Origin of the sequence: Aurantibrevibacter litoralis, from assembly GCF_034651555.1 — a bacterium.
Lineage (GTDB): Bacteria > Bacteroidota > Bacteroidia > Flavobacteriales > Flavobacteriaceae > Aurantibrevibacter > Aurantibrevibacter litoralis.
The window spans coordinates 121,465-146,316 of record NZ_JAYEEQ010000004.1; the positions used below are offsets into that span (position 1 = coordinate 121,465).

Genomic DNA, 24,852 nt, shown 5'->3' on the forward strand with positions numbered 1-24,852 from the left:
CCAAATCAAAAACTAAGTAAAGTCCCGTGTATAATGGGTAGTAAATAGTATATTAGCACGAATAACATCCTAAAAAATGAAACGCATAGCTACCTATCTGCCCCTTGTTCTACTAGTCTTTACAGTTCTCGGTTGTAAAGAGACACAAAAAAAAACGCAAAAAGCAGTAGCGAACCAAACGTTTGTGGCTGCCGAAAGCAGGGAACTTCTTGTAGGCACCTACACCGGAGAAAACAGCAAAGGTATTTACCGACTGCAATTTGATCCCGAAACAGCTACCTTAACCGACCTGGAGTTAGTGGCGACCACGGAGAATCCTTCTTATTTGCAAATTTCAAAAGATAAGAAAACCGTGTATGCCGTGAATGAGACCAAACCGGGCACACTCACTTCATTTGTTTGGAATGCAGATAGAACTAAGTTAAACTTTATGAATACAGCCTCTAGTGAGGGAGCGCATCCATGCTACATTGCGCTTGACCCCAGCGAGGGTCTTGTGGCAGCGGCTAATTATTCAACCGGGAATATAGCGCTATATACGCTAGAAAATGCAGCTACGTTTAGTGATGATGTGCAGGTAAAACAACATGAAAGTGGCACTTCTTTAGCATCTAATGAAACCACTCCCAAGGCACACTTTGTTACCTTTGATGCCCAAGGAAAGTACCTTTATGCAGTAGATCTGGGGCTAGACCAAGTACTGTCGTATCCGGTAGATGCCCATGGAAATTTGGGAAATGCACAGGTGGCATTGCAATTAGATCAGGGCGATGGGCCGCGCCATTTGGTGTTTCACCCTACTAGGGATTTGGTTTTCGTGGTAAACGAATTGTCTAGCACCGTGGTTTCGGCTCAGGTTGACAGCACTTCGGGTATTTTTAAAAAAATAGAAAAAATAAGCACTTTGCCCGAAACTTTTACAGATCAAAGCTTTTGTGCCGATATTCATATCACCGCCAATGGCAACTTCCTTTATGCTTCCAATCGAGGTCATAATAGCATTGCCATTTTTAAAGTGGGCGAAAACGGATCCTTAGAACTATTAGGCACGGAGGCCGTGCGCGGCGATTGGCCTCGGAATTTTACGCTAACCCCGGGAGATACGCATATGCTGGTGGCCAATCAAAAATCCAATAATATCACTGTTTTTAAGGTCGATGCACTAACCGGACAACTTCACTTTACAGGCCAGGAAATAACCGTAGAACAACCCGTTTGCATACAATTTTAATTAGCTATAACAAGCCTTGGATATATAGAAATAGAAGATAAAAAACGTTCTTTATGCTAGGCAATGTGCTATAATTGAACCAAGCGCAAATCAGCCTTTTCATTCCGCACCGCACATGGCGAAACTATTCGATTACACCTGAAGGCTCTGTCCTTTAAAGGTTTTATCGTTTCCTTTTAAATTTTAACATTTCAAATATAGGTTTATTTCGTTTATTTCGTTTATTATTGTAAAAAAGAAAACTATTAAACAAAATGGAAACTTTTAATAACGTTAACAAAGCTTCAAAAGAAGAGCAAAAGGTTGCGATGCAATCATGTGATGTTCTTTCTTCTGTTATTAAAGAATTAAAATCTAACAATCCTGAAATTGAGATAGATGAGACTCAAGAAAGAATTAAAATTCCATTAAGCGCATTGAAACTTTTAGGAGATATTTTAGAAGCAATGAGTAAAGGGAAACCATTTTCTTTGGTGCCCATTGCTACTGAAGTTACCACGCAAAAAGCAGCTGAAATTCTTGGTTGTTCAAGACCTCATCTGGTTAAACTTTTAGAGGAAGGAAAAATAGATTTCACAAAGGTTGGCAAACATCGTAGGATCAAGTTTGAAGATGTAATGAAACACAAAAGAAAAATGAAAGAAGTGCAGAAAAAGCATATTATTGGAATTATGCAGTCTGATGAAGAAATCGGATTGTATGATACATAGTGTTCGCTTTATTGGTGTCTTAGATACAAATGTGATTTATCCGATTGAGATAAGAGATTTGCTTTTTTGGTTTGCGCATTATGATTTATATACTCCAAAATGGAGTGAACATATTTTTAATGAATGGATGGATGTTATGAGAAGAAAAGGGGTTTCAGAAGAAGAAATTATCAAACGTATTACGAAGGCAAACTTGGCGTTTCCTGATGCTTTCGTGCCAAACTATTCGGGGCTTATTTCTGGTTTGGAATTACCTGACAAAAAAGATTGTCATGTTCTGGCAGCCGCAATCAAAACGAATGCTAACGTAATTGTCACGAATAACATAAAAGATTTTCCGAAAGAATATTTATCTTCTTTTGGACTTTCTGCCAAAACTGCTGATGATTTCTTAACTGATATTATTGATTTAAACCCTGAAGAATCCATAAATGCATTTAAAGAAATGGTTCTATATCGGAGAAATCCTGATTTGGATGAGTTTGAAGTCTTGGATATACTCAGAAATATAGGATTGAAAGATACTGCTGACTTTTTGCATTCACAACTTTGAGCAAATTAATGATTACAAACATATAAAAACCACATGGTAGATACATTATTTTTAGCATTGCGCAACTACGAGAATGAAGGAATCGATTCTATGGATTGGGCAGAATGGGCCGGAACGGATATTGAGGAAAAAATTGTTTCTTGTTTAACTTTAGAGCATTGGATTGAAATTAAGGGTCGCATTTCCGGACAATCAGATCATTTTAAATCCCTTTTAATTTCGGTGATCGCTTTAAATGATGTTGCGCTCGCTCCTGTGCAACTTTCGATATTACGAAATTTTGTGCTTCACGAGAATACGGACGTTGCTTTCGAAGCTTTACGAAAAATAACCTTTGGATTTGTCACTTCGGGAAGAGACTACGAGACCGAAGCCCTCTTTCATAAGAAGGCTCTTAAAGGTGTTTTTTCGAGTTTGGAAAGACATCAATTCGCGCAGACCTATTTTGATGAGGATTTTAAAGAGAAAGCCAAAGAAATCGCAACGGACTGTGCTGATTTTTACAAGGACGAAATCCGTACCTTTTTAAGTATAATTTCCGAGAAGGATAGTTTCTAAATTCAACTTTTTCTTATAAACATATAAAGAAGCAAGTACAAATACCTAATTCTTCACCTTAAAAAACACAAAAGAATTATTCTAGTTCTAAAGCAGCACAATATTAGCATAAGCATGACAAATATCATTTGATTTTGACCCTATAGTATTTATCTTCAAGGGATTAATACGTACTGCCATGCAACTCAAGAAGCACCCAAAGGCCGATTTAAACCGCTATCGAGGTTTATTCTTCGCTATAGGACTTGTTGTTTCGCTTTTTATAACTTGGCGGGCTTTAGAATACAAATCCTACCCTTCCCCAATTTCGGTTGTCCCGCAGATAGCACCCATAGATGAACTCACGGAAGAGGTTTCCCCTTCAGATGTTAGCATCGTAACACCACCACCGGATGTGCCTCTTACTCCAGAAATTATAACCGTTGTGGAAGATATAGAAGATGTCGAAGAAACAGTGATTCAGAGTACAGAATCCAATCAGGAAGCCGTTGTAGATACCCGCGTCATACACGTAGAAGACATTGTTTTGGCAGAGGAGGATGAAGAAGTTTTTGTACCCTTTGCCGTGGTAGAGGAGGCACCTGTTTTTCCCGGCTGTGAAGCGCTACCTAAAGCCGACAGAAAGACATGTTTTAACGCAAAAATACGAGAACATGTGAAAACGCATTTTAAATATCCGGAAGGCGCTTTGGAGCTTGGAATACAAGGAAAGGTATATGTACAGTTTAGCATAAACGCACAAGGTTATATACAGCATATAAAGACCCGAGGGCCCGACAAATCTCTTGAAAACGAAGCCAAACGAATTATTGCCCTGCTCCCACAAATGAAACCCGGGTTACAGCGCGGCAAGGCGGTTAGTGTACCCTATAGTTTGCCCATAACTTTTAGAATGATGTAATGCCTTATGATACAGAACTTTTATACTCCTTTAAAGGTCGTGGCCCTTCCAGTAAAATGCGAACTACCTGTAGCGTGCCATCTTCTTTCGTTGCAATTTGCCATTTTATGAGGGCTATAGTGCCGTCTGCGATCTCAATACCTGTAATACTTCTTGGATGCACACAGCTTCCATCATTAAAAAAGGGGATTTCTCCCGGAGCAGGAAATCGAGGGCGATGGGTATGACCCACAATAGTGAGCGTTAGCCGGTTTAGCAAAATCCATTTTTTTATACGTTTTTCAATCCTTATGAGTTCTTTGTAGTTTTTTGCCGGACTAGTAGGATCTGCAATGCCCCAAACCTGAAGGGGTTTCCAAAGAATTCGCACTAAAAATCGCCCCCATCGCCAAAAGGTATAGTTCCACCAGTCAGCTTGGTGACCGTGCGTTAAAAACAACTCTTGGCCACTCTCTTTGTGTTTAAGTACGATAGCTTCATGATACGTAATATCTTTAAAAAGTTCCTTAACATCATTATCTATCGGTTCAAAATAATGGGATAGGTTCTTTTTTACGTAATCCGGATCTTTGTACACCATGTCATGATTACCCCATATCATGTGCAGTCGCCCTTGCTGGTGATACCGTTTCAATAATTGAAATACATTTTTATGGGCTTCAAAAATACTTTCGAAATTCAAATTTTCCCATAGTTCGTCGCCATCACCAAGTTCTACATAGGTATAATTTTCGGTGAAATAATGTGTCAACGCATGGAAATAGATATTTCTGTTATTAGCAAAATCGTCGGCAAAACTATTATCCCCCCTATGACAATCACTAAACAGAATAAATTTTGAAGAATCATCAAAAGGCACAACAAGTGCATTTTTAAAAGCTCTGGACAACCTAAAATTAGAAGACATGGTAAAAATTTGTTTAAATATCTAAAAAAGTATCCAATTTGATTCCTTTGGCGGGGACAAAAAAAATGATTATTCTTTTGTAATTTTGAAACCGGAAATCGGACTTAGTTTGTACAACAGCCCATACCCTGACCCAATGGTACAGGATGGTGCACAATTAAAAAGACTGTACACGGCGCCCCTCTCGAAATTACGGGATCGGAAGTAAAGCAGAAAGCCCTATAATTAGGGGGAGGATTTTTTGTAAATGAAACACCCATGTAAAAAAATTGCAGACAGGGCAATGATTCTTTGGGGTGTTCCATGTGACCATTGAAAATCAATACATATAATCACATGAAACAAAACTACGACGAAATAGAATTACCTATAAAACAACTCATTAGCTTTAATAAGTTAGTAGAGCGATACGAACATTTGGCCAAGGGCAGTGATGTGTTTTGGAGTAGAAGGGCACGCCATATACTAGAGATGCAAGCGCCCTATCCTGAACTTCGCGAAGGCTTTACCGATCTGCGGATACTAGATACGCATGCCGATGTTATTCGTGTTATCTTACAAGATACCTTTTCCGAATTGTTGCAGGAGAATGAGATAAAGGTGGCTGCGCTTCCTTATAACAATGTCATTTTTAACGGATCTAAGCGTTTTCAACAAATTCTTGCAGAAGCCGGTCCCAATTTTGAACCAAAGATTAGCAATCAAGAGCACGGTCCGGACTATATTATGGCCTGTACCGTAATTCTAAATTTTTACTATGGCTATAAATTGGATTTTAAAAGACCATACTTTTATAGCATCCCCGATAGAAATGGGGTAACAAGGCATTATCGCATCTTGTATAACGCCGATTTTATGGAAATACTTCCTACCGAGAAAGCTATACCGCTTACTCCGGAAGATATTGATGAATTATTAGAAAATCAAGATAATTTAGCCCTTTGGAAGGAAAAATTCCCACCGGGAAGCTATATCGCCAGAGGATTTGTAATATCAAATATGTTTGATGTTACCGCAGAACATTCCATTTCGGAAATAAAATCGAGTTTAATTGCCAATAGCAAATGGCGCAATGAGAATTTTTTAAAAAATATTGAGGAAACCTTTCGGTCGTTCTTTGCCATGCCCGATATTAAAGTAGGTTTTGCCGTATACAACCCTAAATTAGACAGCTTTGAACGAGCGCACGATAAGGATATGGATAGTTATCTTTTGTGCGACTCTGAAACCGATGGCTGTCATAAGCTTTTATGCAATTCCTCTTATGACACCTTGCTGCATCAACAAAAGTTCTATATTATCACCGATGTAGAAAAATACTATGAACTTTCCCAAGGGAAAGCACCCTATAAAAATCTGTTCCAAAAAGGGGTCAAGAGTGCTATTTTTGCGCCTGTGGTACAAGAAGGTCAATTACTTGGGGTTTTAGAACTGGTTTCCAAAAAAGTAAACGCTCTTAATAGTATTAATGCTACCAAGCTGTTAGATGTAATGCCCTTTATAGCATCGGCGGTACAGCGTAGTAAAATAGAAGAAGAAAATTTAATCGACGCTATTATACAAAAGGAGTGCACCTCGGTACACCCGGCGGTATATTGGCATTTTCAGCAAGAGGCCAAACGATTCATCCTAGAGGAACAAGGTGGTGGCCAACCCTCTTTTAAGGAAATTGCGTTTAAAAATGTATACCCTCTTTACGGACAAACCGATATTTCCGGTTCTTCTCAGGCGCGAAACAAGGCCATACAGCGCGATTTAATGATTGAACTGTCTGAAATAAACCATATTTTGTCAACAGCATGGCATAATTACAAGCTGCCCGTATACGAGGAGCTCATGTTTAGGGTAGGCAATCATATTGATGCTATTAAAGAAGTGCTGCACACCAATAGTGAACAGGCTATTTTTGACTTTGTAAAAGATGAAATCAATCCTGTCTTTGAGCATTTGAAAGACATGGATGAGACAATCAGAGAAATGATTGAAACCTATGAATCGCATATCGACTCAGGAACAGAATCTTATTACGACCACAGACGGAATTACGATGAAAGTGTAATGCTGATCAATAAAAAGCTGGCGTCCATCTTAGATAAAAGACAGGTTGAAGCCCAAGCCATGTATCCTCATTATTTCGAGCGTTTTAAAACGGATGGGGTAGAACACAATATGTATATTGGGAATGCCATCACTCAAAAAAACGATTTTAACCCGTTGTTCATTAACAATTTAAGATTATGGCAATTGCAGGTAATTTGCGAAATGGAAAATGCCTACTATACGTTAAAATCAAAACTACCCATTCAATTAGATGTAACCTCTTTGATTCTGGTGTACAATACCTCCTTGTCTATCCGTTTTAGAATGGATGAAAAACGATTTGATGTCGATGGTACGTACAACGCCAGGTATGAAGTGATCAAAAAAAGAATAGACAAGTCGTACATTAAAGGAACTACAGAACGACTTTCGCAACCCGGAAAATTAGCCATTGTCTATTCCCAAAAAAAAGACGAATTAGAATACCTGCGCTATATTCAATTTTTAAAGGCCAAGGGCTATTTGGGCAACCACCTGGAGATTGTAGAATTAGATGGATTGCAGGGCGTTAGTGGTTTAAAAGCCATCCGTGTAGAAATTTTGTATAGCCTAAGTGATGCGGATAACAAAGTGACCGCTAAGACCTATAGCTATCAAGATTTAATGGACGAATTAAAGTTTTGAATAAAAAATTTCTTGAAACTGACTATCCCCGAGGCAAGTCATAGGGGTATTTCGCCAGTTTCATTTTGGCCTTTGGGCCAAAAACCGAAATTTTGTATTTTTCACCTCACCCGGAACTGCAAAAAGACAGTTCCGACCTCTCCAAAGGAGAGGTAAATAGGAAACCCCGACCCAAGGGTCGGGGAATCTTTAGATTGAAGGGTATTACAAAATTCGAACAGGGCCAAAATATTTAAATGCAATCCCAAAAGAGATGACCGATACAATAATCCCTGTCATGAAAATGGTATAGGTTATTCGCAAAATCCGATATTTTCGATCTAAAACCTTGCCTAAAAAATAAAGATCTTTTATTAAAGATTTGTACACATATTCCTGATCCTTTATTAATTCCTGAATAGCCCATTCATATTCGGAAAGTCCCATTTTATGAAAATTTCCAAAAAACAATAGATTCACATTACGATTTACTACATCCTCCTTGGTAAACTCGCCTCGGGTTACATTAGGACGCGTGGCCAAAATGGATAGTACCATAGAAATGGTGCTGAAAACGATAAAAATAATCGTGGGGTAAATTAAATAATTGTTCGAAGGATTGTCTAATTTCGGAATAAGATTGGCCAGTACCAAAGAAATGATAATGGCGTTTACCGAGAGTAAGATATTGGCTTTTGTATCTGCAATATCACTCAGTTTTAAATGGTTTCGCATGGTTACCCGAAACATGGTTTGTATGCCTCGTTCCGGACTTTCATTCTTTAATTTTACTTTTAGCTTTTCCTTTTTAATCAGTTTTTTGGTTGCAGCTTCCGTTTTTTCAAGAATTTTTAAGTTCTGCTGTTTTCCTTCTTCCCAGTTTGTTTTGGCAAATTCTGTGTAAAAACGGTGATCTTCGCGAAACATTTTGATATTTTCTTTGCGCCATTCCCTTGGACTGTACGATGCAATTCCCAAAAGATCCAACTCTTGTCGCAAAAGCTCGGAAGTTTCCAAATAACTCTTTTTTGCCAAATGCGACGAATCGGCATCTTTTATAATCTCCTGTAGCAATCCTTTAGGTTCATGACGGTGTTTGGTGGCCATAATTAAAGCACATATCCGCTCAATGGCCTCTGTTGTGTATCCTTGGGAAGTCAAAAATTCACTCGCTAAGGAACAACTGCTTTTTTCATGCGCTTCGTGGCCTTTGATATAACCAATATCATGAAGCCACGTAGCTAAGAGTAATTCTTCCCTTTCTTTTCCGCTTAAATTATAAAAATTGATGAATTCTTCCGTATTTTTAACAACCCGCTGCGTATGTCTTAGATTATGGTAAAGGTATTTGGCATCCAAATTTTCGGTCAATAATTTGACTACGTACGTTTTAGTTTTTTCAATGATTTCCGACATAAGAACTAAATTAGATTAATCCAAGTTACAAAAATTTATAGTCAACCTGTCAAGTTGCATGCCCCGAATGGCTTTTTTAGTGAGATTCATAATCTCGCATTCTTTAAAATACACGCAAAAATTTAATTATCAATAGTTTACAGACGCTATGTCACAAAAACAATATTATCTAGTTATCCTAATTTCCTTTTTATTTCTGGGTTGCGCTACGTACCACTCCAAGATGGCAACACCAATGCCGCCGCAAACAAATAGTCGTAGTTCGGAACCATTACATACGTTTTATTTAATTGGTGACGCCGGGCTATCGCCTATGGACTCTATAAACGAAGCCCTACAAATCTTTAGAAAAAAATTAGAAGATGCAGACAGCAACAGCACCGCATTGTTTTTAGGAGATAATATTTATCCGGCAGGCTTACCCGATAAAAAGGATGCTCCCAAAGAGTATGCCTTGGCCAAAAATCATCTGGACGCACAATTAAAAACATTAGAGGGTTTTAAAGGGAAGCCTATTTTTATTCCGGGCAACCATGATTGGTATGCTAACGGACTGAAAGGATTAGAACGACAACAGGAATACCTACAGAAAAGATTGGGGAAAAAAAATACGTTTCTTCCGGAAGATGGTTGCCCCATTACCGTGCTAGACATCAATGACGATATCGCCGTTATTTTCTTAGACACAGAATGGTATTTAACAAACTGGGATAAGCATCCTACCATGAATGATGAATGCGATATAAAAAGCCGGGAAAAATTTATGTTAGAATTAGAAGATAAGATAAAAGACAATCGCGATAAGACCACACTAATCGCCATGCATCACCCGATGTTCAGTTATGGCAATCACGGAGGTGAATTCTCTTTAAAACAACAATTATACCCGGGTCACAACACGGTTCCTTTGCCCATTTTAGGCTCAATCATTAACGTCCTTAGAGAAACGACCGGGGCTTCGCGAACCGATCTTAATAACGTCCGCTACCGCGAACTTAAGAACAGATTAGTTACTTTGGCTCAATATTCCGAAAGAGTCATTTTGGTTTCGGGTCATGAGCATACATTGCAATATATTGTTGAAAATAACACCCCGCAAATTGTAAGCGGAGCAGGTGCCAAAAAAGGACCGGTACGTTTATTGAACGGTAGTCGATTTGCTTCTGGGCAAATGGGGTACGCTGTTTTAGAAATTTATGCGGATGGAGCCTCTGATATTGTATTCTACGGTGTTGGCGAAGATGGTAATGAACAGCTATTGTTTCGGGACGAAGTGCTTCCGGCCACTAAAAAAACCATTGTACAGGCGTATCCAAACACATTTCCTAAGGCAGTAAAAGCCACAATATACACACCAAATGAGATCGATAAATCTGGTTTTCACACCTATTTTTGGGGCGACCGCTACCGAAAATACTACGGCATGGAAGTGGAAGCGCCAACCGTAGATCTCGATACGCTTTTTGGAGGTCTCGTACCCTTACACAAGGGTGGCGGTAATCAATCTAAATCCTTACGCCTTGGGCATAAATCCGGCAAGGAGTATGTAATGCGAGCCGTTCGTAAAAGTGCCGAGAGGTATTTGCAAGCCGTGGCTTTTAAAGAACAATACATTATTGGTGATTTCAAGAACACCTATACGGAAGGTTTGTTATTAGACTTTTATACAGGGGCACATCCTTATGGATTACTTACCATTCCCAAATTATCGGCAGCACTCGGCATTTACCACACCAATCCCAAGTTGTACTACATACCCAAACAAAAAGCTTTAAAAGAATTTAATGCAGAATTTGGTGACGAACTTTATTATTTGGAAGAGCAGGTGTCTGACGGTCATGGCACATTGGCTAGCTTTGGATATATGGAAGAAATTAAAAATACGGACAAAGTATTAGAAAATATTAGAGAAGACGAAAAATATCGAATTGATCAGCGTGCCTATCTAAGAGCGCGCCTTTTTGATATGGCTCTGGGCGATTGGGATCGCCATGTAGATCAGTGGCGTTGGGGAGAGTATGAAGACAAAGAGAGCGGTACTATTATTTACAAACCTATTCCAAGAGACAGGGACCAGGTTTATTCCAGATGGGGAGACGGTGCGTTTATGAATCTCGCTACCCGCATTAGTCCTCCACTACGCATTTTCGAGGGTTTTCATGAAGAAATCAGAAATGTAAAAGGATATAACTCTTCTCCCCTAACCTATGCCTTAGACCTTATTGCCCTATCGGAAACTACGCGTAGTGAGTGGCTTGATGAAGCCAATTTTATTAAGGAAAAATTGACAATGCAGGTCATAGATGACGCTTTTGAAGCGTTGCCTGCAGAAGTAAATGATACCACCGCACATGAATTGAAACAAATCTTATGGGCCAGAAAGAAATCCATAGCGAAAACCGCATTAACTTATTTCAAAATTTTGAACAAATACGCCATAGTAACGGGTACAGATAAAGACGACTGGTTTCAAATAAATCCAATTTCAAAAAATGAAATAGAAGTGGTAGGATATAGGATCATTAAGGGAATAAAGGATACCGAATTTTTCAGAAAAACCTATACTTCTAAAGAAACGAAAGAAATTTGGGTTTATGGGTTAGATGATACAGATCATTTTGAAATGCAGAAAGCGAACCGAACCGGCATAAAAATACGATTGATTGGAGGGCAAAACAACGACACTTATGATTTGCCTGTAGGACATAAAACCGTGGTCTATGATTACAAGACCAAAAAAAATACCTTTGTAAATACAGAAGGTGCCCGAGTAGTCCTTACCGATGATTATGAAACCAACACCTATAGACCTTTGCAAATTCGAAGTTCTAACAATCAAGTGGTGCCCGCTATCGGCTTTAATCCGGATGATGGGGTTAGATTGGGGCTAACCAATACGTACACGTTTAATGGTTTTAGGCAAAATCCGTTTACTCAGCAACACACCTTTAGTGCCTTATTTTATTTTGCCACCAATGGCATTGATCTTACATACAAAGGGGAATTTGCCAACTTATCTGAAAATCTAAACTTGGAAATAGGTGCGCGGTTTACCAGCCCCAATTTTAGTGTTAATTTCTTTGGATTTGGCAATGAAACAGAAAATTTTGACGATGATCTTGGACTCGATTTTAACCGAGTGCGCATACAAACCTGGCAATTAACACCTTCCTTGGTTTGGCGCGGACAAATGGGCGGAAAGCTTAGGCTGGGTTTTGTAGCCGAAACTATTGAGGTAGAAGAAACCGAAGATCGGTTTATTAATACGTTTTATTTAGAAAATGGCGCAGATAGCAGAAAGAGCTTTTTAGGTAGCGAAGTGGCCTATTCCTTTGCCAATGCCGACAGCAAAGCCTTCCCAACCAAAGGAATGTCGGCCTCCTTGTTGTTGGGCTATAAGGCGCTAATAGGAGAAGGCGAACAAAGTTTTGGGTATGTAGTACCCAGCTTTTCCATAGATTATAAATTGGCGCCGGATGGCCGATTGGTGCTTGCCTCCAAGTGGAAAGGACATATCAACATTGGCGATGGTTTCGAATTTTACCAAGGTGCCAGTATTGGTGGGTTCGATGGCTTGCGCGGATTTCGAAATCAACGCTTTACCGGAAAAAGATCGTACTATCAGAATACCGACATCCGCTATAGTTTGCGAAGAATGCGTACAGAAATAGTACCGGTTACGCTGGGTCTTTACGGCGGTTTCGACTATGGGCGGGTTTGGCAACCTAATTTGGAATCTAAGATTTGGCATACCTCCTATGGAGGCGGATTTTTTGTGAATGGTGCAGATTTGCTTTCGGCTAACTTCGGATTATTTGGCAGTGATGATGGGTTGCGATTTTTCTTTGGCTTGGGCTTTGGATTTTAGTACCCATAGTACCTAAAATACATTATTTTTTAAGCGTATACGTATATAAATTACCGCCATGAGGCCCTATGCGTTCATCGGAAAGTAGCAAGGTAGAATCATTTAAAAACCGTATCGCCTCTAATTGGCTTGCAGTTTGTAAGTCTATTGTGCGCTGTGTTCCGGTATTAAAATCAGCTTCGTTAAAATCGGTATATACCCAAAGTATCCCGTTTCCCAGTAGCACTACGGTTTTTTCATCCGGAGATATGTCTGCCCCGGTAACCTTACACCTATTTTCATCGAGACAAGTAGTTATTTTTCCTATGCGTTTTGCTTTGTGATTTCCTATAGCGGCTGGTATTTTGTACACAAAAGCCTCACCGGTAAAGGGTTTTGATCTATTTTTGGTAATAAGAAACAGGTGATCTTTATGGTGAAAAAGAGCTTCTGCATCATAGCGTAAATGTTTCTTTTTGGGTGGAAATTTTTTCTGTTCCGGATACCAAAATTCAATTTTTTCGGCTGCTATTTTAGCTCCTTTTTCATGCGTTGGATTACCTACTTTGTAAATAACGAGATCTTTGCGCGAATTGTTATTATTGCCGGTATCTGCAATATATAAATTACCTTCCTTATCTTGAGCAAGATCTTCCCAATCTTTGTTAGTAGCACCTTTAACCAATAGCGTCCTAAGAATGTTGCCCTGAAAGTCTACCTGGTACATTTCGGGCTTGTTGCCACTATCTTCAATAAGCCAGACCGTGTTATCTCCGTAGGCAGCCATCCCCGAATTTTCTTTAAGCATGGAAGGTAGGTCTGCTACTATTTGCAACTGCCCGTAATTAGAACACGAACACAATAGAATAACACTACTCAGAAGGATGGAAAATTTATTCATCTTAGGGTTTTAGAGGTAAGAAAATCTCGGCTTTCCAGTTGAGCTCATCACCGCCATAATTCGGATTGTTGTAAAATATTTCAACAGGAGCGTTTTCAACCTCATACCCCTTTTCTTTGGCATAATCAAGTAAGGCATACCAAGCTCTGTCAGATGTAACGTAATTTCCGTTATAGATTGCCTTTAAAGCTTTTCGGCCTTTAAGATTTTTATATTTAATTTCGGGGTGATATGGCAGGCTGTCTCCTTTTAGAATAGGAAAACAGAAATCGAAAATGATACTATCGTTTTCCATATCCCATCGAGTCACTTCTATCCTTGGCGGACCATTGGGTTCAATATTGTTATTTGCTACAATCTGATTTAAGAGCGGATAGTCATGCATCATTTTTTTTGCCTTTTCTATCTGTAATCCTTTTTGAGATACATAAACGCAAAACGTGGGACTCAGCATGTCCTCACCAACGATGGTCACCTTAAAATTATCCAAATGTCCTTTTAACTTTTTATGAAAATCATACAAAGTGTTTTTTGTGCGCTTTTCAAAAACAGGTTCAGAGAACGGAAGAAAAATACGATTATAAAGGGAGTTGTCAATATCTTTTACGAAGATATTTACTCGGGTGAGGGAGTCGTTTAGTCGTTTTATTTCCCATTTATAGCGGTGTATGGAGTCGTTAAAATTAAATTGCTGGGTTATGTTATTTTTATTTTTTGGGTCGATAAACTTTGCGTTTTCCAAATCGGCACCCCATTGTTTAATACTTTGTTCTATGGTTCCCGGACTAGCTATTACAGAAAATCCGACCAAATAATCATAAGGTTTTAAAAATAAATACCAAATAAGGCTTATTGCTACTACTACCAACAGGCTATACAGCACAATTTTTTTCATACGTTTTACTAATTGGAGACTAGATTCGTGTTCTTTTCCATTTGTAATTTGCTAACCACAAAATCGCCCAAATCTCGCCCTTGTTTTACGCCTACCTCTACTGCGGCGCGGTAGTGAATGCCACCATACATTCTACTGATGGCTGCTTCGTCGGCCGCCTCTTTAAAAGAAGCAAAGGAACGAATGGGCAGTCCGTAAGGAATTTCAGTATCGTCATCAAAGGCGAAATTATCGCCAAAAATACTGGTTAATGCGGTTGATGCCGCACCGGATACCACGCTATGACCGCTGGTGTACTCCGGAAATGGAGGTGTTTGCAGCACAGGTTGCCAGTTGTCATCTATATGCTGGTTTATTAGTGTTTCGGGCCGTATGAGGTTGCTCCGATATTTTTCATCCCAGCAGCTTATAAAAGCATCCGCAATAGCGATGGCTGTTTTTGTTTGGGCATAGATCGTTCGATCAAAATCAGCATTGGTTTTTATACAGGCTATTTTTGAAATTCCCATCCAATGTGCGCCCGGTGTAATTTTTTTAGTAGCAAACATTAAATGCCCCCTATTTACTGACACATAGGGGTTACAGTCCCAGAATTGTGCAATTGCAATTTCTTCGGAGTCATCACCTTTTTGGGTAATTTCCATACTTATGTCATATACTTCTTGAATTTCTTTATAAAATACAGAACCCTTTTCCATAGAAAACGGTGGTGGTGGTTCGGGTTTAAATTGTGCCGCAGAATCGAGCAAAAAAGGTCTAATTTTATTCCAATGCGGTTCAATACCGTCCATATAAGCCGGTGGCGTGGGTTGCCATCGGGAGGGGTTGTCCGAATCTACTGTAAATTTTGGCATCGTCCTTGTTTGCTTGTAGTTATCCTTATCCATCCATTCCCCAATGTGGGCTGCTACTTGAAGGCCATAATCCTTGGAAACTGCAAAAAGCTTTGGGTTTTTAGGTTCCCAAACCCCGTACAAACTATCTCGAAACGTTTCCAACCGTTGTTCTGAAAAGATCAACTGCTTGCTCAACTCCATATGCGCCACCAGTGCTGCTAAAGGATAGTTTATTTGGGTTCCGGCAGCAGGTTTCGGAATGGGTGAAAGCCCTGATACTTGACCTTCTAGAGACGCATATGCTTCGTTTTCTAAAGCTACAATTTCGTATGCAGCGATATTGGGATATACATAGACCCTACTTGCCACAGGGGGCGAAAAGATATCATGAATCATGATTTCGGTAACCTTGTCTACCGCAGTATGGTATTGTGCCGGGGTAATGTCTATGGCCTCGTTTCGTTCTGGTGCTCTGCAGGAAGCGAGTACTGCGATTGCGATGATGATACAATAATTTTTCATGTGTTTCTATTTATTTTATTAAATCGGTGATGCTTCGACTGCGCTCAGCACAGGAATAGAACTCGCCAAAAATCATTCTCTTGAGTGTTACCCCTTTTAGCACGGCTTGTTTCATGACACTTTACTTTAGTGTTCTAAGAGGTATACCTGTACTTTGTCGTTGTTGACGGTTACCAACAGGTAATTTGTGTTATTTAAGGTAATCATATTTAAATGACGGACCGACTTATGTGCTAATTCCAGCCCAATTTTATGCCCTAAAATTACGGAATTCTGATCTTTTACTAGTGCACCCGGAAAAGAATCGAACCTGCCATGGAGTGGTTTCACCCCAAAATAGTTTCCGGCCGCCAGTACGTCTTCTTTGCCATCTCCATCAAAATCATATTTCACAAAAGCCGTTATGGGCGACACTTGTAATTCGGGCTGAAAGGGCACAAAAGTGAATTTTCCATCTTCATTTTTTAAAAAGCCCGATCGTATTTCGTTGACGGTAAATAAAGTAGCCTGATCCAATTGTTTTTTGTTGAAAATTTCCTCTACGACTTTTCCAGCAAAGCTTTTATGAGTGTTAAATTTCTTTTTTAACCATTGCATTTGCCCAGAAAGATTTTCAAAATCTTCTAAAGGATAGTAGCCTCCTTTTTTATGTATAGCCACCACGGTTTCCGAGTTACCGTTTCCATCGAAGTCCGAATAATACATTTTTAAGGGGGTTTTTTCCGAAGCCCTAAATTTTGAGTTTGTCCCCCAGTTGCCAAGAAGAAGATCCATATCGCCATCCTGATCTATATCGAAAGTAATGATACGTTGCCAAAGTCCATTTAGCGGTTGTCGTAAAACATTGGTCAGAACAAGCTTGCCATTATTATTCTTAAAAAATTTTGGCGACATCCATTCTCCAACAACAATTAAATCCTTAACCCCATCGCCATCAAAATCTTCCCAAACCGCATCGGTTACCATACCCAACTTTTTAAAATCGGAATTTTCTACAATAGAAAAATGCCCTTGATTATTTTCTAAAAGAAAGGATTCAGGTAGTTTACCATAATCACCGGACACCATTTGATTGCCTACAAAAACATCCACAAAGCCGTCTCCGTTAAAATCAAAAGGTGCTAAAACCGAAGCGTTTTCAAAATATTCAGGAAACTCTGAAGCAACAAAAATACCATCTTTTTGCAGAAAGTAGCTGTCCTTTAAAGGATCCATGCGACCATAAAAATCGGCACCACCCGTTCCTATAAGGATATCATTTTGACCATTTAGGTCAAAGTCCCCTATAAGTGCAATAACGTCTTCAGTAATAGCGTTTTTTTCTATTTCGGGCATTGGAAATGCCTCAAAGACGGAGTCCTTTTGAACATAAACCTTAGCGGGAATAAATTTAGATCCTCCAAAGAAAACATCAACTTTTTCATCATTATTGAGGTCGCCAAGAGCGGTAGCAGGGCCACGATCTGAGAATTGGAAGGGAATCAGCGGCTGCCGATTAAAATCTACATAGCCGTCTTCAACATGGCTATAATCAATTCCAAGAGTATGATTTACTTTTGAAAAAAGTTTTTTAGTGGTAGTAGAAAGCGTAGTATAGTTAAAAGGCGCGACGTTTTCGGGCGACAGCGTAAGCGTTTGGTTTACGGCTACATTCCGAATAACCTGAAAGGAACGATCTGGCCATACAATTTTGATAGAATCTACCTCGCTTTCTGTGCCATAACCAAAATGAATTATTGGTTCTGAGGATGCCTGAAAACCTCTTGTGGTATATAATTCTTTGTATTGCAATATACCCTTATGATAAGAAAATACTTTGGTTCCAATTCCAAAAGTATTTTTACCTGCTAGGGAAAATTTAAGTTTTAGATAATTGGCTTGTTTGTTCGTTACATTTTTGTACACGGTCGCAGTATGGTTCACATTGTTTGTAACAATATCCAAATCACCATCGCCATCCAAATCTCCCATTGCGGTGGCTCCCGAAGAATTTATGTCTAAGGAAGCCCATGTTCCGGTTTGGTTGTGAAACGCAAGGTTTCCTATTCCTTGAAAAAATTGATTAGAGGTGTTTCCCCGAGGCATTAGATCTAATGCCTGCTGATCCATAAGCTTGGTGTTATTTATTTTCTTTTGAATTTGTTCGTTAGAAACAAAGTTGATAAAATCAAGGTCGTTGGGTCTCTTTGGGATACCACTGGAAATGAAAATATCCTGTTCTCCATCTTGATTGTAATCCCCAAAGAGCGCACTCCAACTCCAATCTGTTGCAGCTACGCCGCTCAATAAGGCAGTTTCTAGATAAGGGGAATTTTGCTGATTAATATTGAGCATATTCCGGGTGTATTGGTAGTAGTAGCCAAATCTTTCCGTTCTCAGTTTTTGAATTTGAATACTCTCGTCGCCTTGAGAGGCTTTTAAAACGTTTTCATCTTCCGGTAGCATATCTAAAGAGAGTAAATCTGGCCACCCGTCATGGTTAATATCGGCCACATCATTTCCCATAGAAAACTTTGATGTATGGCCAAAGTATTGGCGCAAACTTTCTGTAAAGGTGCCATTACCGTTATTAAGATAATAAAAATCATCTTCATGAAAATCATTGCCTACATAAATATCAGGCCAGCCATCCATATTAAAATCAGCAACCGCAATACCCAAACCATACCCATTTACTCCGCCAAAAATTCCAGCCTCCTCACTTACATCTATAAACTTACCGTTGTCGTTGCGTAAGAGCTTGTCTCCCGTTTGATAATTTCTTTTAAGTCGTTGATCAACTGTGCCATAAGAATCTTGCGTATGCACCGCATGATTAAGTAGGTAAATATCCAAATCGCCATCGCCATCATAGTCAAAAAAAGCGGCAGAGGAACTAAATGAATCATAGTCAAGTTCGTATTTTCCCGCACTTTCTGTAAAAGTAGTATCCCCGTTATTTATATATAGTTCATTATGCCCATTAAATCCATTAATACCTACTACAGCACAAACATAAATATCTAAAAAACCATCCCCATTAACATCTCCCATGATCGCACCAGTGTTCCAACTACTGTTTCCCGTTACTCCTGCACTTTCAGAAATATCTTCAAACTGAAGGTTTCCTTTATTTAAGTAAAGCTTATTTTTTACTTGGTTTCCTGAGAGAAAAATATCGGGCAAACCATCATTATTAATATCTCCAATGGCAACACCTCCTCCATTGTAAAAATAGAGATAATCTAAAATGTTCAGGTTTTCTGTATCGCTTAGTTTATTTATAAATGTAATTCCTGTTTCTTTCGGAGTAGGATTTACAAATAGCCTACCCTCTTTTTTGCCACAACTGGCACAAATTAGTAGAAGCCATGCCGAAAAAAGTATAGATTTATTCATTCAGGGTAAAAATCTTTGGTTTCTCATCGTTAATTGCGGTAATAAAAAACAGTTTTCCGTTTTTATCCAAGAATTTTTGTAAATGCTTCATTTCTCCTTTCACAAAAAAACCACTGCTGTTATAATTCTGCCATTCAAAATTTAAATTTCCATCGCCTAAGAGCACATGACCAAAGCTGGCATCTTGTCTTGAGTACTGGGGTTTGTATTCAAAGTTATTACCGCCCATGAGTAAATCTAAATTACCATCCCCGTTAATATCTGTACATACAATTGCACAAATACAAGATAATTGGGTGCGATAAGGAAGCTCTTTTACAGTAAAATTGCCATTGCCTTCATTTATAGCGATAATGGAAGATGCAATAGTATTAGACTTTTGGATAGATGCATTAAAAACGGCATCGGGAAAAAGTTCTGCCACTGTTTTTTTAGCATATTCCGAGGCCTTTATAGCCTGTTTTTTTAAAGAAACTAATTGGGTGGTCATTTCCTTTTTTTGATGTAGCGGATAGTCTTGTCCATTAAATGATTGCGAAATTATTTGCTCAATGCTGCCATTACCGTCGTAGTCATTTATCCATAATTTCATAGGGGATTCTGTTGTCCCATAATAAGGAACATTTTTTCCTTGATTCCCTAAAATGAGATCCAAGTCTCCGTCATTATCTAAATCTGCGACCTGAACCACGTTCCAAAGACCATGTAGGCTATCTAGGGTAGACGGTAATTTGCGTAAATTTCTGCCTGTGTTTTTATATATTTTTGGGGTTCCCCACTCCGAGGTTATTAGAAGATCCTTTTTGCCATCTCCATCTATGTCTGCCCATTGGGCATCTGTTATCATACCTGCTGTATTGGTGTCATAAGCAAAACGCTCTGTGGCGTTTGTAAAAGTACCGTCTCCATTATTTTGTAAAAATAAATGCTTTGGGTCTACACCGTAGGTGCCTACAACACTTCGGGAACCAACAAAAATATCGGCATAGCCATTCCCATTAAAGTCAAAAGGCGCTATTACTGCTATGTTGTCATTAGTGGTGGGGAAAGTTACTTTTGAAGGACTGAAGTTACCACGACCATTATTAAGATATAATCGAATTCGATATTTTCTTTCCTCTCCCACTTCATTACCTCCGGCGCCCACCATAAGATCTACATCTCCATCATTATCAACGTCAAAAAATACCGCCGCAGTATCTTCATAATCAGCATCTTCTACAAAAACTGGCTGAGAAGTTAGGGCTAATTTTCCGTTTCCTAAATGGGAGTAAAGCATAGCTGATTGCCCTGCTGCGCCCCCAATAAAAACATCTTCGTTGCCGTCGCCATCAATATCTCCTACGGCTAGCGCTGGCCCTTCTTGCGATAATTTTTTGGAGATGAGACCTTCGTAATCAAAATCGCTATAAGTGTTCTCTTGGTGCGTAATTAGTTGATTTTGAGCTATTTCATTTAAAAGTGTTTTTGAGGTGCTTGACTTAATAAACGCAAACTTTTCCAGAGCATCTTCTTGATATAAAGTTAGTGTTTGATTTGCCTTTAAAGCAATTAATTTCTGTGTTTGATCGTTAGGCCAAATAACTCTCAGTGAGTCTATTGTTGCTGTTGCTCCTAACCCAATTGCCATAGTATAATCTACAGAGGACTGAAATCCTCGGGAGGGCATTAATTCTTGAACTATTTCGTTCTCGTTGTAGTATAATTTTACTCTTGTTCCAACACCAAATTTATTGCGGTCTTTTCCTTCAAACCGTAAACGTATAAAATTATTACGGGTCTCTTTATCAGCATTGTTTCGATATATAAATGCCTCCATATTTACATTGTTTACGACCAGATCTAAATCTCCATCATTATCTAAATCTCCATAAGCCGTACCATTGGAAAATCCAGGAAAATGAAGCCCCCATTTTTTGGTGTCATTTTCAAAAGTTAAGTCTCCTTTGTTGCGATAGGCATAATTGGACAAAGGCTTCACAGGCATTTTACTAATAATGGAGTCTATAGATTCCTTTTTGCCCGTAAGGGCCATTTTTTGAATAATTTCATTGGCAAAGAAATCTACAAAATCCAAATCTGTCAGATCATGATTTATACCATTGGTAACATAGATGTCTTTTAGACCATCATTATCCATATCAAAAAATAAGCCTGCCCAGCTCCAGTCGGTTTTGGCTACCCCGCTGTAGTGTGCTATTTCTGAAAAGGTTCCGTTTCCATTGTTGAGTTGTAGTGTATTTTGAATGTATTGTTGAAAAAAGTCTTTACTTTGCTTGAGTTTGAAGATATCATAGCCTTCAAATTCCATAACCGATTTTACCCGTTGATCGCCTTCGGGCAACATATCAGTAATAAAAATATCTACTAGACCGTCATTATTAATGTCTGCAATGTCTATACCCATAGCCGAGAGGCTTAAATGACCTGTACGTTCCTTGATTTCTTCTTTAAATGTTCCATTTTTCTGATTGATGTAGAGGTAATCTCGTTCATAAAAATCATTTGAGACATATATATCTGAGTAACCATCTTCATTAAAGTCTGTAATCATTACTCCCAATCCAAAACCTATTAGGCTTCCGTAAATACCGGCTTCTTCACTTACATCTACAAATTTACCGTTGTCGTTTCTCAAAAGCATATCACCCACACCCTTAAAAATATCGGGGACACCTTCCCAATCCTGTGCCCTAACCTCTCTTTGCGCTGCATAGCCCAAACTGCTTACAGGAATATTACTGTTATTAAGAATATAAGCATCCAAGTCGCCGTCTTTGTCATAGTCAAAAAAAGTAGCGTGCGTAGAAAAGCCCGTGGTAGCAAGATTATACGCATGGGCACTTTCGGTAAAAGTGAGGTCACCATTGTTAATGTACAGGTCATTGTCATGATTGTTGCCTTCCATATTCCCGGCATTACTGACATAGATATCTAGAAAACCATCGCCATTTATGTCTGCCATTACCACACCGGTAGACCATGGCTTATTACCGCTTACCCCTGCAGTTTCCGAAATATCCTCAAAAACAAAGTTTCCTTTATTGAGATACAGTTTATTGGCACCCATATTGGCCGTTAAAAAAATATCTGCCAATCCATCGTTGTTAATGTCTCCTATAGCAACTCCACCACCGTTATAAAAATTGCGATATTTAAAAATGTTAAAATCTTTCTGATTTTTAATTGTATTGATAAAGTCAATTCCGGTACTATCGGAAGACAAAAGTGTAAAAAGCGTATTCGATTCTGGCATAGCGCCGCCTGTTAAGTCACCATTATTCGAAGTGCAAGCGATACCTAAAGTAAGGATAGTGAAAAAGAAAACTCTTTTTTTATTTAAAAAGCAATATATCTCATGCATACTTAGATCGTATTTCATCGTTACTACTTCATCGTTTTATAAAACCTTATGGCTTGAAAAGTTCAACAACTTTTGATGGTCTGTTGTCCTTTCTTTATCAATTCCTTGTTACGTTAGCGATGCACCTTTTTAAGAAAGATAGGTCAGTTATCGTCTAGACTCATTATGAATTCCCTTAAATCAGACTTAAAAAACGAAGTCGCAAGGTACAAAATCCTTACAGAGCAATAGATTAATGAAAAATTAATAAGCCCTAATAATATGCTAAACCGCTTTATTTTATGGGGATTAGTATCCGCATCTATCCTGGATTAAGCGGTGCAGTTCACTAATTTCTAGGCTGTGATTATATAATTCGCAGATTTTACTTTTTTTAATAAATAATCCAATATATTTATGCAACTAAACAAACCAAATTAATAAAATGTTAGGAATTTTTTCTTTTGTAGGCTTTACACTCCTCGTAGCAGTGATATCCTATTTTGCTACCCGAAAAACGGACGAAGGCACCTCTGATGGCTACTTTTTAGGCGGTCGCAGTTTAACGGCCGGAGTCATCGCAGGATCCTTGTTGTTGACCAATCTTTCTACAGAGCAAATTGTGGGGCTCAATGGTAGTGCCTATACCGATGGTCTGTCGGTGATGGCTTGGGAAACCTTGGCAGCCATTGCCATGGTGGTAGCGGCTATTTTTCTACTGCCCAGATATCTAAAAGGAGGCCTTACCACGGTGCCACAGTTTTTAGCCAAGCGTTTCGACGTCATGACAAAAACCATAACTTCCGGTCTTTTTCTAACGGGGTATGTAGTGGTCCTATTGCCGGTAATTCTCTATTCAGGATCCGTAGCAATCAGTGGAATGTTTAATGTTCCCGAGCTTTTGGATGTTTCTAAATCTACGGCTTTAGTGATTTGTATTTGGGGCATAGGCATTATAGGGTCTATATATGCCGTTTTTGGGGGTTTAAAGGCAGTCGCCGTGTCGGATAGCATTAATGCCATAGGTCTTATTATTGGAGGCATTTTAATTCCCGTGTTCGGGTTAATGGCTATTGGAGATGGCAATGTGCTAACAGGACTGGATAATTTGATAGCCGCAAATCCTGAACGATTTGATTCCACTGGAGAAAAAGGTCAGGAAGTCCCTTTTCATACCATTTTTACCGGAATGATGTTGGTACAGCTTTTTTATTGGGGCACCAATCAACAAATTATTCAACGGGCTTTGGGTGCTAAGAACTTGGCTGAGGGTCAAAAAGGCTTATTGTTAGCTTCTTTTCTAAAGATTCTAGGGCCGTTAATTTTGGTCTTACCCGGCATGATCGCCTATCATTATTTTGATGGCGGATTAGCCTCTAGTGATTTGGCTTATCCCGAATTGGTACGAGAGGTGCTGCCAAAGCCGTTGATTGGCTTTTTTGCCGCTGTGCTTTTCGGTGCCATATTAAGTTCGTTCAATAGTGTACTCAACAGTTCGGTTACGTTATTTGGTATAGATATCTATAAACAACATATCAATCCTGAAGCCTCGGAGAAGGTGGTGGTACGCTATGGTAAAATATTCGGTATTTGTTTGGCTTTGGGTGCCATGTTCATAGCACCTTTAATTGAAAACGCAGGAAGCTTATTCAACTATTTACAGGAAATAAACGGGATTTACAGCATTCCTATTTTTACCATCATCGTTATAGGGTATTTAACCAAAAGAGTACCCGCTATTGCTGCAAAAATTGGGATTTTATCCGGTTCCATCTTATACATTATCAGTCAGTTTTGGTTGGGACCAAGCCGGGTTGCAGCGGCTTTAGAGGAGGCAGAAGCGTCCGGAATCACAGACCCGACCGCATTGAAATTGATACAGGCCGATGCCTATCCGCATTATTTAGACATTATGGCAATGCTCTTTGTATTAAATATTGCAATTATGCTCATCATCGGAAAATTTTATCCTCGTAAAGAACCCTTTGTATTAGAATACACCAAACAAGTATCTATAGAACCGTACAAATATGCAAAACAAGTTGGCGCTTTAGTGGTCTTCATCGTAATTGCCATTTACATCTATTTTGCTAAGTAGTGGTTTGGGAGTTTTAATTTGTTAGGTGAAGATGGCTCGTTGAGGTGGGCATT

The 24,852-nt window shown here is 39.0% G+C and carries 15 protein-coding genes; 8 read left to right on the plus strand and 7 right to left on the minus strand.

All coding sequences use genetic code 11. From position 1 onward, the window contains the following. Positions 1 to 76: 76 nt before the first annotated feature. The 5 genes from U1E44_RS05450 to U1E44_RS05470 all read left to right on the plus strand — a co-directional run bounded on the left by U1E44_RS05450 (position 77) and on the right by U1E44_RS05470 (position 3,953). The gene (locus U1E44_RS05450; protein WP_322930040.1) at positions 77 to 1,231 is read left to right on the plus strand and encodes a lactonase family protein; all 1,155 of its coding nucleotides are present in this window, start codon (positions 77 to 79) and stop codon (positions 1,229 to 1,231) included. Between the two features lie 254 nt (positions 1,232 to 1,485). Then, on the plus strand, positions 1,486 to 1,941 hold the full coding sequence (locus U1E44_RS05455) for a helix-turn-helix domain-containing protein (RefSeq protein ID WP_322930041.1): 456 nt from the start codon (positions 1,486 to 1,488) through the stop codon (positions 1,939 to 1,941). Further along, positions 1,931 to 2,494 carry a PIN domain-containing protein gene (locus tag U1E44_RS05460; RefSeq protein ID WP_322930042.1) on the plus strand — a complete coding sequence of 188 codons (564 nt, stop codon included), beginning with the start codon at positions 1,931 to 1,933 and terminating at the stop codon, positions 2,492 to 2,494. Before U1E44_RS05455 ends, U1E44_RS05460 begins: the two co-directional genes overlap by 11 nt. Positions 2,495 to 2,527: 33 nt before the next feature. Continuing rightward, positions 2,528 to 3,052: a hypothetical protein gene (locus U1E44_RS05465; RefSeq protein ID WP_322930043.1), complete on the plus strand. Its 525-nt coding sequence runs from the start codon at positions 2,528 to 2,530 to the stop codon at positions 3,050 to 3,052. Positions 3,053 to 3,230: 178 nt separating this feature from the next. Continuing rightward, positions 3,231 to 3,953, plus strand: coding sequence for an energy transducer TonB (locus U1E44_RS05470; protein ID WP_322930044.1), 723 nt, complete (start codon positions 3,231 to 3,233; stop codon positions 3,951 to 3,953). Positions 3,954 to 3,957: 4 nt separating this feature from the next. On the opposite strand, the gene U1E44_RS05475 is transcribed toward U1E44_RS05470, so the two are convergent. Next, positions 3,958 to 4,860, minus strand: coding sequence for a metallophosphoesterase (locus U1E44_RS05475; RefSeq protein ID WP_322930045.1), 903 nt, complete (start codon positions 4,858 to 4,860; stop codon positions 3,958 to 3,960). A gap of 336 nt (positions 4,861 to 5,196) precedes the next feature. On the opposite strand from U1E44_RS05475, the gene U1E44_RS05480 reads away from it, so the two are divergent. Next, positions 5,197 to 7,584, plus strand: coding sequence for a GAF domain-containing protein (locus U1E44_RS05480; RefSeq protein WP_322930046.1), 2,388 nt, complete (start codon positions 5,197 to 5,199; stop codon positions 7,582 to 7,584). A gap of 204 nt (positions 7,585 to 7,788) precedes the next feature. Here the strand turns inward: U1E44_RS05480 and U1E44_RS05485 are convergent, their stop codons facing one another. After that, positions 7,789 to 8,979, minus strand: a complete 1,191-nt coding sequence (locus tag U1E44_RS05485) for a Pycsar system effector family protein (protein ID WP_322930047.1) — start codon at positions 8,977 to 8,979, stop codon at positions 7,789 to 7,791. Positions 8,980 to 9,202: 223 nt separating this feature from the next. On the opposite strand from U1E44_RS05485, the gene U1E44_RS05490 reads away from it, so the two are divergent. Continuing rightward, positions 9,203 to 12,847: a metallophosphoesterase gene (locus tag U1E44_RS05490; RefSeq protein ID WP_322930048.1), complete on the plus strand. Its 3,645-nt coding sequence runs from the start codon at positions 9,203 to 9,205 to the stop codon at positions 12,845 to 12,847. A gap of 22 nt (positions 12,848 to 12,869) precedes the next feature. Here U1E44_RS05490 and U1E44_RS05495 read toward each other — a convergent pair whose 3' ends face one another. The 5 genes from U1E44_RS05495 to U1E44_RS05515 form a co-directional block, all read right to left on the minus strand. After that, on the minus strand, positions 12,870 to 13,727 hold the full coding sequence (locus U1E44_RS05495; RefSeq protein ID WP_322930049.1) for an NHL repeat-containing protein: 858 nt from the start codon (positions 13,725 to 13,727) through the stop codon (positions 12,870 to 12,872). A 1-nt stretch (position 13,728) separates the two neighbouring features. Further along, positions 13,729 to 14,622 (minus strand): GyrI-like domain-containing protein, encoded by an 894-nt coding sequence (locus U1E44_RS05500; RefSeq protein WP_322930050.1) that lies wholly within the window; start codon positions 14,620 to 14,622, stop codon positions 13,729 to 13,731. Between the two features lie 8 nt (positions 14,623 to 14,630). Further along, positions 14,631 to 15,980, minus strand: coding sequence for a vanadium-dependent haloperoxidase (locus U1E44_RS05505; RefSeq protein WP_322930051.1), 1,350 nt, complete (start codon positions 15,978 to 15,980; stop codon positions 14,631 to 14,633). A gap of 126 nt (positions 15,981 to 16,106) precedes the next feature. Then, positions 16,107 to 19,358, minus strand: a complete 3,252-nt coding sequence (locus U1E44_RS05510; protein WP_322930052.1) for a VCBS repeat-containing protein — start codon at positions 19,356 to 19,358, stop codon at positions 16,107 to 16,109. After that, entirely contained in the window at positions 19,351 to 22,614 is a 3,264-nt protein-coding gene (locus U1E44_RS05515) for a VCBS repeat-containing protein (RefSeq protein WP_322930053.1), read from the minus strand. The genes U1E44_RS05510 and U1E44_RS05515 overlap by 8 nt, the downstream gene beginning before the upstream one ends. Before the next feature lie 532 nt (positions 22,615 to 23,146). Between U1E44_RS05515 and U1E44_RS05520 the strand changes: the two genes are divergently transcribed. Next, positions 23,147 to 24,799 carry a solute:sodium symporter family transporter gene (locus tag U1E44_RS05520; RefSeq protein WP_322930054.1) on the plus strand — a complete coding sequence of 551 codons (1,653 nt, stop codon included), beginning with the start codon at positions 23,147 to 23,149 and terminating at the stop codon, positions 24,797 to 24,799. The last annotated feature ends 53 nt before the right edge of the window (positions 24,800 to 24,852 follow it).